Origin of the sequence: Solirubrobacter deserti, from assembly GCF_027587175.1 — a bacterium.
In the GTDB taxonomy this organism is placed as follows: Bacteria; Actinomycetota; Thermoleophilia; order Solirubrobacterales; family Solirubrobacteraceae; genus Solirubrobacter; species Solirubrobacter deserti.
The window spans coordinates 44925-58617 of the sequence record NZ_JAPCID010000033.1 but is presented as its reverse complement, the minus strand read 5'-3'; the positions used below and the strand labels follow the sequence as shown (position 1 = coordinate 58617).

At 71.6% G+C, this 13693-nt stretch carries 11 protein-coding genes; 2 read left to right on the top strand and 9 right to left on the bottom strand.

The genetic code is table 11. From position 1 onward, the window contains the following. Window positions 1-17: 17 nt before the first annotated feature. The 3 genes from OJ962_RS21540 to OJ962_RS21530 are packed head-to-tail and all read right to left on the bottom strand — an operon-like array spanning window position 18 to window position 4652. Window positions 18-1799, bottom strand: a complete 1782-nt coding sequence (locus OJ962_RS21540) for a ParB/RepB/Spo0J family partition protein (RefSeq protein WP_202955973.1) — start codon at window positions 1797-1799, stop codon at window positions 18-20. A gap of 49 nt (window positions 1800-1848) precedes the next feature. Next, window positions 1849-3609 (bottom strand): vWA domain-containing protein, encoded by a 1761-nt coding sequence (locus OJ962_RS21535; RefSeq protein WP_202955974.1) that lies wholly within the window; start codon window positions 3607-3609, stop codon window positions 1849-1851. After that, complete coding sequence (locus OJ962_RS21530) at window positions 3609-4652, bottom strand: AAA family ATPase (protein WP_202955975.1); 1044 nt, start codon at window positions 4650-4652, stop codon at window positions 3609-3611. The genes OJ962_RS21535 and OJ962_RS21530 overlap by 1 nt, the downstream gene beginning before the upstream one ends. 139 nt (window positions 4653-4791) lie before the next feature. Here OJ962_RS21530 and OJ962_RS21525 point away from each other — a divergent pair, with 139 nt between their 5' ends. Further along, window positions 4792-5517 carry a hypothetical protein gene (locus OJ962_RS21525; protein WP_202955976.1) on the top strand — a complete coding sequence of 242 codons (726 nt, stop codon included), beginning with the start codon at window positions 4792-4794 and terminating at the stop codon, window positions 5515-5517. Here OJ962_RS21525 and OJ962_RS21520 read toward each other — a convergent pair. From OJ962_RS21520 to OJ962_RS21495, 6 genes are all read right to left on the bottom strand, one after another. Further along, window positions 5429-8494 carry a helicase-related protein gene (locus OJ962_RS21520; protein ID WP_202955977.1) on the bottom strand — a complete coding sequence of 1022 codons (3066 nt, stop codon included), beginning with the start codon at window positions 8492-8494 and terminating at the stop codon, window positions 5429-5431. The two genes, OJ962_RS21525 and OJ962_RS21520, sit on opposite strands and share 89 nt — an antisense overlap. 63 nt (window positions 8495-8557) lie before the next feature. Next, window positions 8558-9511 (bottom strand): PD-(D/E)XK nuclease family protein, encoded by a 954-nt coding sequence (locus tag OJ962_RS21515; protein ID WP_202955978.1) that lies wholly within the window; start codon window positions 9509-9511, stop codon window positions 8558-8560. 22 nt (window positions 9512-9533) lie between these two features. Beyond that, entirely contained in the window at window positions 9534-9890 is a 357-nt protein-coding gene (locus OJ962_RS21510) for a hypothetical protein (RefSeq protein ID WP_202955979.1), read from the bottom strand. Beyond that, window positions 9887-10477, bottom strand: coding sequence for a hypothetical protein (locus OJ962_RS21505; RefSeq protein ID WP_202955980.1), 591 nt, complete (start codon window positions 10475-10477; stop codon window positions 9887-9889). The genes OJ962_RS21510 and OJ962_RS21505 overlap by 4 nt, the downstream gene beginning before the upstream one ends. Before the next feature lie 19 nt (window positions 10478-10496). Further along, window positions 10497-11825 (bottom strand): sigma-70 family RNA polymerase sigma factor, encoded by a 1329-nt coding sequence (locus OJ962_RS21500; RefSeq protein WP_202955981.1) that lies wholly within the window; start codon window positions 11823-11825, stop codon window positions 10497-10499. Between the two features lie 204 nt (window positions 11826-12029). After that, window positions 12030-12713 (bottom strand): hypothetical protein, encoded by a 684-nt coding sequence (locus OJ962_RS21495; RefSeq protein ID WP_202955982.1) that lies wholly within the window; start codon window positions 12711-12713, stop codon window positions 12030-12032. A gap of 278 nt (window positions 12714-12991) precedes the next feature. Between OJ962_RS21495 and OJ962_RS21490 the strand changes: the two genes are divergently transcribed. Next, window positions 12992-13657, top strand: coding sequence for a sigma-70 family RNA polymerase sigma factor (locus OJ962_RS21490; protein ID WP_202955983.1), 666 nt, complete (start codon window positions 12992-12994; stop codon window positions 13655-13657). The last annotated feature ends 36 nt before the right edge of the window (window positions 13658-13693 follow it).

Genomic DNA, 13693 nt, shown 5'->3' with positions numbered 1-13693 from the left:
GGGCTGCGCGTGTTTGGTCAGGGTGCGGACGGTTCGTCGAGGTCGAGGTCGTCCAGGTTGGTGTCGGCGCGGTGAGCGTCGAGGTCGACGGTGCTGCGGTCGGTGGGGTCGGTGATGAAGGTGTCGCGGTGCAGGTCGGCGAGGCGTGGGGAGAGCATCGGGCGTAGGAAGCTCCAGAGGGCGTCGCGGAGCGGGTCCTCGCCGCCGGGGAGGGCTTCGTCGAGCTTGCGGCTCATGCGTTCATGGCCGAGGGTCTTGGTGCGGGTGATGCCGTCGGGGTCCAGGACGAAGGCGGCGGCGAAGCGGGCGACCAGCGCGGCGATGCCGCGCAGCGGGTCCGGTTCGGCGAGCGCGCGTTGGAGTTCGGCGTCGATGATCGCGTCGACGGGCATGGGTTCGTGGCGGCCGCTTTCGCCGACGGGTCGTTGGCGGTCGGGGTCGGTCCAGCCGGCGCCGTAGGCGAGCACGTCGCGGTACTGGCGGGCGAGCAGTCGGCAGACGATGGCGCGGAGGGCGTCGAGTTGGGTGGGGGTGGGGTCGATGAGGCCGGCGCGCAGGTCGTGGCCGAGGCCGAGGTTGGTGCGGACGGCGTCGGCGTGGCGTTGGCGTTGGTCGTGGCGGCGGGCTTTCTCGTCGGCGAGCGCGTCGCGCAGGTCCGGGGCGTCCAGGTGCGCGCCGGCGAAGTACGCCGGGTCGGTGGCCGGTTGGGTGTCGTCGGTGTCGGTGATCGCGTGGTTGAGGGCGTCGAGCATGAAGGCGGGGTCGATGACCCAGATGCCGGCGGCGAAGTCGGGGCCGCGGTCGTGGACGTAGGCGTAGCGGCCGGTGCGGGCGCGCTCGCGCAGCGTGCTGTCCACGCGCAGCGCAGCCCGGGTGCGCTGGGCCGTGGCCTGCAGCGTGTCGAGTTCGGTGTCGAGCTGGTCGACGTCGCAGCCCAGGACGGTGCCGGCGGTGTGTCGCGCGCTGGCGGTGAGGTGCTGGCGGGCGAGCGTGAGCTGGGTGTGGGCGTCGAGCAGGGCGCCGTCGTCGATGCGGACGGCATAGGTGGTCTCGTCTTCGACGAGGGTGCGGTGCACGAAGGCGCCGAGGTCGCGCAGGGCGGCTTCCTGCAGGTCAGGCGTGGTGATGCGGTCGGCGACGGCGTGCGTGAGCTCGGGGGCGATCTCGTGCATGTCGGCGAGCCGGTTGGCGAGCGTGACCGAGAGCTGGCGTTCGGCGGGGCGGTCGGCGACGCGGGTGCGGATCGGTTCCGGGAGCGTGAGCTGGCGGCGCAGGTTGTGGGCCTTGACCGCGCCGATGCCCAGGTCGGCGCACACGGCGGCGATCCGGTCGCTCTCGGGCAGGCCGGCGCGGGCGGCCCAGCAGTCGGCGAACTGGGCCTGTTGGTCGGTGAGGGTGAGGTCTTCGCGTTGGTTCTCCTGGGCTTGGATGCGGCGGATCTCGTCCGGGGTGGGGGCGTGGTCGAGCAGCAGGACGATCAGGCTTTGGACGGGCTGGGAGCCGTCGGTGGCGAGCTGGTGGCTGGCGCGGGCGGCGAGCAGGCGGCGTTGGCCGGCGTAGAGGACGACCGGCTGGCCGGCGGGGCGGTGGCCGATGCACGGGACCAGCTGGCCCATCGACATCAGCATGTGCGCGAGCCGCTGGATGCCGTCGGCGGCGATGTCGTGGCGGGCGTTGGGGGCGAGCTCGATCTCGTCGAGCGGGACGCGCACAAGCGTGCCGGCCAGGTCGGCGGGCGCGGTGGTGGTGACGTCAAACAGCGACGGCGCCGCGGTCGGCGGCGCCTGCAGGTCAGGCATGAGGTGTCCTTTCGGAAGGTGAGGAGGCGGCGGACGGGGCCCGGGGAGATCAGGGGCGCCGGGGCGTGTGCCTGCCGCGTAGGGCGGCGACGGTGTCGGCGGCGACCTGGTCGAGCGCGTCGGCGGGGTCGTCGATGACCACGATGCGGTCGGCTTCGACCGAGAGCGGGGCGATGCCGATGGCGATGTGGATGGTGGGGACGCCATGGTCGGCGAGCCAGTGGATGCGTTCGACGCCGGCGGGGGTGTCGTACCAGCCGCCGTCGCTGAGCACGTAGGCAAAGCGCGGGCGGCGTGGGTTGGTCATGTCCAGACGGTCGGAGGCGGCGACGAGCGCGTCGCCGGCGAACGCGGTGCCGCCGCCGGTGCGGATACCTGGCACCAGCCGCAGCCGTTCGCTGCCGTCGCTGAGCAGCTCGGCGCCCGAGCCGAAGAGGGCGATCGCGCAGCGTCCGCCGATCTGGCGCAGCCCGTCGGTGAGGATCCAGGCGATCGGGCCGAGCGCGTACTCGTAGCCGGCCATCGAGCCGGAGGTGTCTATCACCAGCGCGACGTGGGGCTCCTGGATCGGCGCTGTGATCTGGCGGGTGATCTGCCACGGGTGCGTGCTGACCGGTCGTCCGTGCGTGCGCTGGGCCTGGCCGCGCGCGTAGGCGCGGCCGTCGAAGCGCCCGCCGGGCGTGCGCTTGTCGATCGTGCGCGTGCCGAGCGTCATCGCCTGCCGCATCCGCGTCGCGTAGCGGCGGGCCTGGGCGATCTCGTCGCCGAACGGCGGCCGATCGACCCTGCGGTCCGGCATCCGCCCGCTCGGCGCGCCCGTGCCGGCGCCGGGCCCGGGCGCGTCGCTCTCGCCGGCGCGCGCGACGTCCTCGAGCAGCGCCTGCAGGTCGACGTCGTGCTCGAGCTGCACGAGCTGCCCGGACCGCGCGACCGCCTCGGCCTGCTCGAGCGCCTCGGCCAGCGTGCCGACGGTGGGCGCACCCGCGGTCCCTGCATCGGCATGGACCTCGTCGGGTGAGCCGATGATCTCCCGGTAGGCGCGGGCGGCGTCGTCAAGGCCGTCCAAGTCGCCGTCGGCGATCCAGATCAGCCCCGCGAACGACGCGTCCAGCGCCGCCACGTCGTCCGGACCGAGCACGCTCGCCCAGATCGGCTCCAGCCAGCCCAGGGCGGCCGGGGCGGCGGCGCCGTACAGCGTGCGGGCGCGCAGGTAGACGGCGGCGCGGCCGGCGAGCTCGCGCGTGACCGGCTCGTCGCCCCGGTCGAGCAACTCGGCGGCGAAGCGCGGCACGAGCGTGTCGGTGACCGCCGTCTGCAGGGCATGGCGAGTGAAACGTCCCCGGATCGAGTCTGGCGGGAAGTCGCGGCAGCCGTGGGCCTCCATCCGTGGCTCCTCCAGCAGCCGGCGATCCTCGGCGAGCTGTCGCTCGGCGGGGTCGTCGGAGCGTGCGAGCTGGAGGTCGTACTCCATCGCCCAGCGCTTGGTGTGCTTGCCGTGGAACGTCTCGTGCAACGCGACGCCGAACGTGCCGAGCACGCGGCGGCGCGGGATCGTCCCGGCCATCAGCTGCTCGCGGGTGCCGAGCAGCTCGTCGGCGTCGAGATAGATCCAGCGCGAGTGCAGCTCGATGTGCCCGGGGTCGGAGAGCCCCGGGCCGATCAGTGCCCACACCGGGTACAGGCGCTGCAGGATCCGGGTCAGCTGCTCGGACAGGTCCTGATAGAGCGGGTCGAGCCGGCCGCGTTGGGCGGCGGCGCGGTGCAGCTGTTGCGCGAACGGCGCCGGCCCGGTGCGGGTGGTGGAGGCCATCAGCCGGTCACCGCCCGCGCGTACCCGTGCAGGTTCGGCACTCCGCCGCTGGGCCGCACCCGGTACTTGCCGTAGCCGGCTTGGTCGAGCATCCGGCACGTGGCCGCCGCCTCGACGTCCTGCAGCTTGCCCGCCTGGACCTGCTCATGCAGGTTCGAGGCGAAGAACGCCAGCGCGGCGCGCTCGCCGACGCGTTCGCTCATCCGCCACAGCGATTCGATGTCGCGGAACTGCGGCGTCCACGTCAGCCCGTCCTCGCCGGCGATCCGCTGGCGATCGAGCGTGGCCGCCTCGCGAACCAGCGCCGCGGGCGCGCCGAGCTCAGCCAGTGCCGCCCAGTGGCTGGTCACTTCGAGCGTCGCTGGGAAGCGCGAGTGCCACGCATCCGGGATGTCCGTCGCGCCGACCAGCCCGGGGTTGTAAGCCAGGATGACGGCGAACCCGGGCTGCGCGATGACGGTCTCTCCTGTGGCCGACAGGTAGAGGGCAAGGCGTCCGTCGAGCGTCGCGTTGATCGAGAGCAGGCAGACGTCGCGGGCGGTGTTGACCTCGTCGATCATCACCACCCAGCCCTCGCGCATTGCCTGCACGAATGCCGAGTCCACCAGCGAGACCTGGCCGCCCGAGCCGGCGACAGGCACCCACTCGTGACGAAAGAAGAACTCGTCCGAGGACGGCCCGGGCTGCATCTCCACGAAGCCGTAGAACGGCGCGCCGCGGCGGTCCTCGACCGCTCGGCCGCGCTCGGCCCAGAGGCGGTAGGCGATCGCCCGGGCGATCTGGCTCTTGCCGGCCCCGGGCGGTCCGATCAACCGCAGGAAGTTCGATGCGGATGGGTCGTCCATGTCGAGCAGCGCCAGGGCGAGCGCGTCGACGCGCTCGCCGTGCAGCGTCGGCGGGTAGATGCGCTTGCCGCCGGGAAGGACGATCGGATCGCTCGGCGTCTCCAGCTCGAGCGTGTGGGACACGAGGGGGTTGGGAACGAGGTCGCCTTCGGCGGCGACGTCGTCGAGCTGCCGCAGGGCAGCGGTGATCGCGCTCATGCGCGAGCTCCTTTCGAAGGAAGGTGAGGTTCTCGATGGCGCGACGGGCAGCTGGGTCGTTTGGGAACGTCAGCCCCGATAGTTCGCGGCTTCACGAACCGGGTGCAGTGCGGCTCGCGGGCTCATACGCTTGTTCGTGTTGAACACTCAGTCCAATACGAACGCCGAGTTCTTGACCGCCTTGGGTTCGCTTGCTGGCGCGGTTGCGATCCTCGTCAGCGCTCCAGTTGCCAAGGGCGCTCCTGCTGCCGTGCTGGTGCTTTCAGCCGCGTACGCGTACACGCGCTATCGCCAAGTCGAAGTGGCGCATCGCGACCGGCGCCTCGTTGTCAGTGCTGTCGTCGCCGTATCTGCCGGGCTCGTGTTCCTCGTCGCACTGGCGACCGGTGCCGGATCAGAGCCAAACGCCACGAACGCCGCGAGGCGGAACGCGACCGCGTCACCGTCCGTCACGCAGACGCCGAGCTCGACGGACGAACCCGCACTAACCGCAACTCCAATGTCCTCGTCAACTCCAGCGGTCTCCCCGACGCCGACGATGAACGCCAACGTCCGGGTCAAGGTCCCGCAGGGAACACGCGCGTCCGTGTTCGGTGGACGCCTGCGGATAACTGTGCGCGCCACCGAATACGATGAGCTGGACGGCGGTCTGCAGGACTTCATCACTCGGCTCGTGGTGCGAGCCTCCGGCGTCGACTGCACTGAGTGGACGGTCGTAGCCGCTGGCGATGTCTTCGTCGTTCGAGCAGCGCAGACTCGCTACACGATTGATGTGGTCAATGTCGATACGTTCGACGCGACGTTCGATGTGCGTCGCGCGGCCGCGAAGCGGAGAAGCAACGAAGCGGAGTGCGCGCGCAGCTAACTGCGGGACGAATCGACCGGTTCGATGCCGAAGACACTGGCGGCCACGCGAAGCTTCGCCGCCGTGCCGGCGTAGCCAGTGGCGTCCTTGCGCTCGGCGATTTGACCGGTGATCTGGCCAAGTTGGGTGGCGATCGTGGAGTCCACGGCGGCGACGCCTTCGTAGGAGTCCAGACTTGGTGGTGTTCGCCGCCGCGTGGGGAGAGGATCGAGACGATGTGGGCGATGCCGGCGTCGCGGATGTAGGGGATGTATGTCTGGACCCAGCCGCGGACGGCGCCGGGGCGGGCGGCGCGGCCGACGCGTTGCTCGAGGCCGGATGGGAGCCAGGGCAGGTCGAGGTGGCAGAGCACGGAGGCGTTCTGGAGGTTGTGGCCTTCCTGGCCGACGCGGGAGAGGCACAGGATCGGGAACTCGCCCGCGGTGAAGCGGTGCTTGAGCGTCTCGAAGTCGCGGCCGGTGAGTGAGCCGTCGGCGACGTGCGCCTCGACACCATGCCGGTCGCGCAGTGTCGCGGCGAGTTGGCGCAGGCAGCGGACGCGTTCGGCGAACACGAGCACTTGCTCTTCGCCGGCGATCCCGGCGAGGGTCTGGGCGGTCACGCCGCGCAGTAGCGGCAGTCCATCGCCGCCGCCGCGCATGGCCTCGGCCACGAGCCCTTGGCGGCAGAGCGCTTGGGCGAGCGCGGCCTTGGAGTGCGTCAGCGTCTCGGGGTCGACGGAGGCGTCGACGTAGACGCCGACGTTGCCGAGCACGACACCTTGGACGCGGGCGATCTCCGCGAGCGCCTGCTTGTAGATCGGGCTGCCCGGCTCGAGCTCCCGTAGCTCTCGCAGCAGATCGAGCAGGCGGCGGTAGGCCTCGCGTCCGCCGTGGCGGATCGCTTCCAGCAGCTCGACAAGCGCGGCGTCGGCTTCCAGAGCCAGCGGCTGCGCGGGGCGGACGTCGGGCATCCAGGCCTGCATGTCCTGGCGGGTGACGCGCACGAGGTGCGGGCCGTAGTTCACGCGCAGGCGGTGGGCGTTGAGCTCGTCGAGCAGGTCGCCGGCTTCGCGGGTGTTCAGGCGCTCGCGGATCATCGCCTCGTCGCCGAGCGCGAGCCCGACGAGCACGTCGAGCTGCTCTGCGTCTTTGCCGCGCGGGGTGGCGGTGAGCAGCCAGCAGTCGGCGACCGAGGTCATCCGCAGCTGCGCGAGGGCCTGGTGGGCGTCGGTGGCGGGATTGGCGTAGCGCAGTGCCTCGTCGGCGATCAGCAGGTGCCATTCGAGCGTGGCGAGCTCGCTGGGGTGGCGGTCGAGCACGCCGTTGGCCACCAGCACGACGCCGGGGTGGTCGCCGAGGTCGCGGTCGAAGCGTCGCAGCCGTCCGGAGATTGGTCCGTGGTCGGCGACGATCAGCACGTCGAGGTTCGGTGAGAGCGGCGCGAGCCCGCGGGCCGGCGCGCCCGCGAGCAGCTCGTCTCGCCACTGGGCGAGCAGGCGGCCTTCGGCGACGATCATGCCGCGGAAACGAGGCGTGGTGGCGGCGCGATGGGCGAGCGCGCGGCCGCTGGTGATGGTCTTACCGGTACCGGTCTGGGAAGCGTCGACGCCGGACCCGACGACCTTCAAGGCAGCCAGCTCGCGTTGGCGGCCGAGCAGCACCGGATCGTCGGCCAGGGGCCGGGCGCTGACCATGCGCGCGAGCTGGCGGGCGCCGGCGTCGAGCGTGACCGCCGCGCCAGAGCACTTGAGCGCACGCAGTTCGGGCAACACCTGCCCGGCCACGACGCGTCGGGTAGTGGCGGTCGGGCCGTCGGCGGTGGTGATGGCCAGCAGCCCGGGGCGGCCCTTCATGCGCCCGACCCGGACGCTGTCCTTGAGCTCGCCGGACGCCTCGGAGGACAGCAGTAGCGGGAGCCCGTGTTCGATCGCCGTCTGGACGGCTTCGCCGAGCTCCATCGCCGCGCTGTGCGTGGCCTTGTACTCCTCCAACGGCGCCGACCCGACTCGCCGGCGTGGGAGCCGGCGGCTCGGGAACGTGACCACGCGCAGTCGCAGCTCGCTGCGTTCCCCGCCGTCGGCGCTGGTGTGGCTTGCGCGGCGAACGAGCACGCGCCCCCAGCGATCGAGCGGCTCCTCCGGCACGCACGCGCCGACGCGCTCGTCGAGCTCACGTGCGAGGGCGTCCACGAGCGTCTTGGCCGAGTCGGCGTTCTCGCGCGGTCCAGCGTGCAGCGTGCGCCCGTTCCAATCCTCGAGCAGCGCGGGGATCGCGTCGGTGCCCAGCGCGGCGGCGCGCAGGTCGCGGTCGATGCTGGCGCCGAACGCGGCGAGCGAGCGGAGCGCGTCCAGTGAGAAGGTTGGGGTCAGTTCCCAGCTGCCGCTGGGCGCGGGGGCGAGGAACACGCCCACGGGCCGGTCGACGCCGGCGACCGCGGGAAGGTGCTGGTCGGCGAGATCGAGCCAGGTCGGTGAGGCGATGCGCCAGCTGCGCAGGTCTCGCGCGTCGAACTGCTCGAGGTGGGCCAGCGCCCAGCGCGAGAGCTGATCGGCGACGGCGCCGTTCAGCCCGAGTCGTCGGGCGACTGCGCGCCGCTGATCGGCGAGCGAGACCCACACGTCCGGGTCGTCGAGGTCGATCAGCAGCACCTGCGGGTGCTCGCCGGGCGTGTCGGCGGCTCGGTCCTGCACGGCTTGGCCGTCGATGAGCTGCCGGATCGCGTGCAGTTGCAGTCGGGCCGTGCTGACATCGGCGTGGCCGTGCCGGCGCAGGACGGCGGCCGCGTGGGCGTCGCGATCGATCCAGGCCCGCCCGTCGTTGGGATCGATCGGTCGGTTGGCGGCGAGCTCGAGCAGGGCGTCCGCGCGGAGCCCGGCGAGGCTGTCGCCGAGCCGGTGAGCGAGCTGGCGGCCGGCGTCGGTCTCGAGCGCGCGTTCGGTGAGGCCGTCGCGTTCGGTTGGGCTGGCGTGCGCCCAGGGGTTGGTGAGGGTGGACACGGTGCCACTCCTTTCTGTGGGTGCAGGCGGTGTGGCTGAGGGGCCACACCGCCTGGGGTTGGTTCAGATGCCGCCGCCTCCGGGGCAGCGGGTGTAGTGGCCGCAGTAGCGGGCGGAGCACTTCCAGCCGCTGGGGTCGGCGAAGCCCCACGGATCGTCGGGTCCGTAGCGCTCGTAGAGCGCGCTGATCTGGCTCGCGGCCTGCGCGATCCGCACCAGCGTCGTCCGCAGCTGCGCGGGCGTGCGGCGGGTGACGACGAGGCTGGTGTTCATCGTCTTGCGGCGCTTGCCGGGCTTGCCGATCTGCGCGAAGCAGAAGTGCTCGGCAGGCTGCCCGCTCAGCCAGCGCCCGGCGAGGTACAGGCCGGCCTGCGGGTCCTGGTCGGCCTTGGCCTGCGAGTGCAGCGTGTTCTTGACCTTGTAGTCGACGATCGCCGGCACGACGTCGGGCCTGTCGTCGTCGGCGCGCAGCGTCTCCAGGTCCAGGAAGCCTTGGATGGTCCACTCGAGCCCGGGCGCGAGCGTGTAGGAGAGTTCGCGCTGGATGGCGACCGGCCGGCCGAGGCGCGGGACGAGTTCGCGCATGGTGAGCGCGATCGCTTCGAGCCCGAGCGTGAACGCGCGGGCTTCGTCGAGCTCGAGGTCGAACCGCACGCCCTGCTTGGCGGCTTCCTCGGCGAGCTCGCGGGTCCAGTGATCGCGGTAGGCGTCGTGGACTTGGTCGAGCGTGAGCCGCTCGCCGTGCTCGAGCTGGTGGCGGTAGTAGGTGGAGAGGGCGTCGTCGACGCGGGCGCCGAGGAACATGTGCCCGCTCGGCGGTGGCCGGTCGCCTTTGAGGTACTGGCGTCGCCAGTCGTCCGGGCACAGCAGGAACTTGGTGTAGGACGAGTGCGACAGGTGCTGCAGGCGCTGGCCGTCGTAGCGGACGGGAAGCCGGCGCGGGATCTGGATGCGCGCGGCGAGCTCGGCGCCGGTCGGCGGCCGGGCAGCCGGTGTCGGTGCCGCGAGAGCGGACACGGGCGTGGCTCCTTTCGAGAGGTCAGGAGAAGTCGGCGAGCCGTGCGGGGTCGGACTCGCACGGCGAGAGGCCGTAGACGCGCGGCTGGTTGAAGCGCAACGTGGCCGCGCGCAGCTGGTAGTGCCAGAACCGCCCGCGCCAGCGGCCGTCGCGGAAGCGCAGCCGGTAGGAGACGATGATCTCCGCGAGCTCGTCGGCGGTGTAGCCGCATTGCGCGAGCACCTCGACCGCGGTGGCGACGTGTCCGATCAGCGTGTCGTCGAGCCGCTCGCCCGGGATGTACTTGGGCAACGCGGCGTCGACGATCAGCTCCAGCGTCTCGCGGTCGTAGCCGGCGGCCGCGGCGAGCGCACGCAGGTGCGCCCGCGCGGTGCTCATGCTGCGGGCGGCGGCGTCGGGCCGAGGCCGCCGAAGTCGACGGTCACGAGGTCGCCGTGCCCGTTGCTCGCGGCCGGGGTCGGGGTCCCCTCAACCGTGCCGTGCGCGGCGGCGTCGGTGCTCTCGCCCTGGCCCATCTCGTCGTCGGGCTCGCCGTGCGAGAGGACCCGCCCCAGGTCCGCCATCACGGTCTCGGAGGCCATGCGCGTGCGGTAGCCGTTGCGCAGCCAGCGCTCGGTCTCGGCCGAGAGCAGCAGCAGGTCGCTCTTGCCGCTGCGGCGCACGCACTCGACCTGGCGCGGCCCGGGCCCGAGCGGCAGCACGACGGCGGCCAGCGCCGTGTACAGGTAGGCGCCGATGCCGGCGGCCACGGCGGCCCGCTTGCGCGCGTCCGAGTACAGCGCCTTCAGCCCGGCGAGCGACCCGGCCTCGCACTCGCCGACGTCCTCGTAGACGGCCTCGACCGGCGGCCCGTTCACCTGCTCGGGCAGCGTCACGTGCAGGCGGCACGTCAGGTACAGCCGGCGACGCGTCTGCCCGTCCGCGGCAGCGGCGAGCAACTCACCGTCGAGCGCGGCGAACGACATCCGCCACGCGCCGCGGATCTCATGGGCGGAACTCTCCGCCGAAGGAAGAACTCGCTGGGCCCTTCGGGGCGGCTGTGGGCTTCGGGGGCGGTGGAGGCGGCGGCGCGCTTGATGTCGTGGTCACGCTCGCCGCGGACGCCTTGGCACTGGTTGAGACGTCCGGCGTCGCCGACTCGGGGCCGAACTCCTTCGCGGCGGCGATCCTCGCGCGGCGGCGTCGCTCCTTCGCCGTGGGCTTGGCCTTCTTCGCACGCTGCTTGGGCTTGGCCGTCGGCGACGGCGTGGGAGTCGATGCCGGCCCACTCACCGTCACGGTCGGTACCGGTGTGGCGCGAGACGCCGCTGGCGTCGCTTGAGGCGTTTTCTCCTTGGACGCGCGCTGCTCGCTCGCTCGCTGCTCCGCCGGCGCGGGCTTCGGAGCGAACTCGCTGACGAGCGGCCCGGCGCAGACCGCGGCGATCGCGACACCCGCGCAGCTGACCGCGATCTTCGTTCCGAGGCCGACGGTGACCGCGGTGCCAGCGCCGACGGCCGAGCCTCCTGCAATCGCCACGTCGCGCGCGTCCTGCATGGCTGGCTCGCCACCACGGCCGAAGATCGAGCCCACGCGCGCGGCCGTTCGCTCCAGCACGCCTATCAGGGGAAGGGTCGCGGCTTCGAGGAGGCCCTTGGCGCGCAACGCGAACGCTCGGCAATGGAGGCAGTCCAGTAGATGCACGTCGAGCCGCTCGATCTCGTCGTGCGAGGGGTGCCGATCGGCGCGGAGCAACTGTCGCACCGGCTTGCACACGGAGCTGCCCTCAGCGCTGGAGAGCGCATCGACGCCGTTCGCGCCAGCGCGCGCGAGTCGTCGCTCGTACTGCGTTCGCGTGATCCGGAGCTCGGCGGCGATCTCGTCAGGGGTCCGCCCTTCCAGATACTTGAGGCGGAGCACCTCCGCGTCGTCGGGCCGGAGCCGGGCCATGGTGCGTCCGACGACCGCGCGTCCCTCGTCGGCGGCCTGTTGATTCTCCAGGTCGTGCTCCGGCGCCGCGGTGGGGTCGGCGACTGCGGCCGCGCGCTCGAGCGGGACTTGCAGCCGAGGGCCGTCACGAAGCGCCCGTCCGTGCCGGCGACGGAGTTCGTCAATGGCGTCCCGCTCGAGCGCACGGCGAACGTAGACGCGCCGTCGGCGCCCGCCAGGAGGCAGCGACGGATCGCTAGCCAGTGTGGGGAGAGCCTCGGACACGATGTCCTCGACGTCCTCTATGGAGAGGGTGCGGGGGAACTCGCGCGCGAGCCACGACACGAGTGCGTCTCGCTCGTGCGCGAGGCGCTCCAGCTCGGTGGGCGGTGTGATCGCGGCCATCTACACCCTAGGCGGCAGTCGCGAACGACCTCCGCGCCGAATTGCATCGCCTGCGATACGTCAAGACCACCATCGTCCTCCCGCCTCGGCATCTTGCCACTGATCCGGGCAGGACGCGAGGAATCACTGAACGCTGCACCATTGCCGTTGATAGACCGCGTGATCGAGGCTGCCGACGACGTTTGCGCGCTGACATCGCGGCGCTCAGCCGATGTTCCGGACGAGAGGGAGACGAGGCACCGACTTCCGCTGCCAGTGTGGGCCCGAAGCAGCGTGCAGGGTCGCGATGTCCGCAGGCGAGATCCCGGTGTCGGTGGCGCGCGCGTGGAGCCACGTCGCGAGCTGCCCGATGCCGACCACCCAGCCGCCGGCAACGGCCGGCGAGTGCCATGAACGCGGCTCGGCGTCGTCGAACGCAAGGCAGATCGTCGCGACGACGGGGCCGTGGTAGTGAGGCCAGACGGCGCGCAGCTCGTCACCGGCGGCGGTGAGCGCCTCGAGGTCATGCATGGTCCACGCGCCGTCGGTCGCGCAGACGACGAACAGCCCGCCAGGTCCAAGGAGGATGAAGGGCACTCGATGCGCGCCGGTGATGACGTTGCGCTCCACCATCCAACCGGCACCGCGGAGCGTGCCCAGTTCCTGTCCGACTCGTTGCTCCGCGGCGACGAGTCGCCGGCTTCGATCGAGCATCCTCGCAAAGTGCTCGATGGAGCCGAGTTCACGGCCGCGCCCCGGTGCAGACCGGGACACGGGTGCCGCGGCAATCGTCGGTCGGGGACGGCCGGAGCGACGGTGCGCGGCGACCGCTGCCGCGAGCACGATCAGCGCGAGGGTCGCGACGGCGATCCCCAGGATCAGGAGCTCGAGATGTTGGTCGGCGTTCATCGGTGTAGCGAGGGGGTGAGGCGACCGTAGCTCCGTTGTGGGCGTCCCAGCGGTGCTCAGCCGCAGCAAACGTGCTGAAGGTGCAGAGGCGTCGCAAAGAATGTGCAATCTCGTTGCAGTTCAGCCCTCGGACCGGGGAACCCGGCGGGTCGGCAGCTGGCTACAGACGAGAGCTGCGAACTCCCGGATCGTGCCCGGCACGAGGTCTCGGCGTCGCTCGGCCGCCGCCGTCCGGTGACCCCCGAGATCGTCAAAACCCGAGCTTACGGTCGGAAGGCATGGCCCATGATGTCCGCACCCAACCGCTCCCGACCTCGGGGTTCGAGCGACGCCTCATCGCCGCCGCTGGGGCTGGTGACACGCACGCGCAGCACCAGCTGCTCAAGCTGTACGAACCCATGGTGCGCAGGATCGCGCATCGGTACTTCGTCCCTGGAGCCGAGTCTGAGGACCTGGCCCAAGAGGCGCGTATGGCGATCATCGACGCGACACGCCGATGGGATTCCAACCGTCGTGTGCCGTTCAGCAGCTTCGCCTGGCTGTGCGCGACCCGCGAGGCGCGGATGGTGGTGGACGCGGCGCGCGCCAACAAGCATCGGATCTTGACCTCGGCGACGTCGATGGACGCCGGGTCCGGTGGGTTCTTGGAGGACCACGGCGGTCTGAGCTTGGTCGTCGGAAAGAACCGTCGGAGTGGTCGCGTCACGTCGTGGGCGGGGGCGCCTGATCACGATCCGGTCGCCAAGACGCTGGCACGGGAGCAACTCCATCTCGTTGTTCGACGTGGAGCAGCGCTATCCCCACTCGAGCGCCGGTCACTCGCGCTTGCTGCCGAGGACTGCTCCTATCGCGAGATCGCGGACGAGCTCCACGTCGGGGTACGCGCCGTCAACAACGCGCTTCAGCGAGCGCGTGCCAAGCTCAGGGAACCACTCGTCGCTTGACGACTTCAGCGGCGCCAACCTGCTCCAAGACCGTCA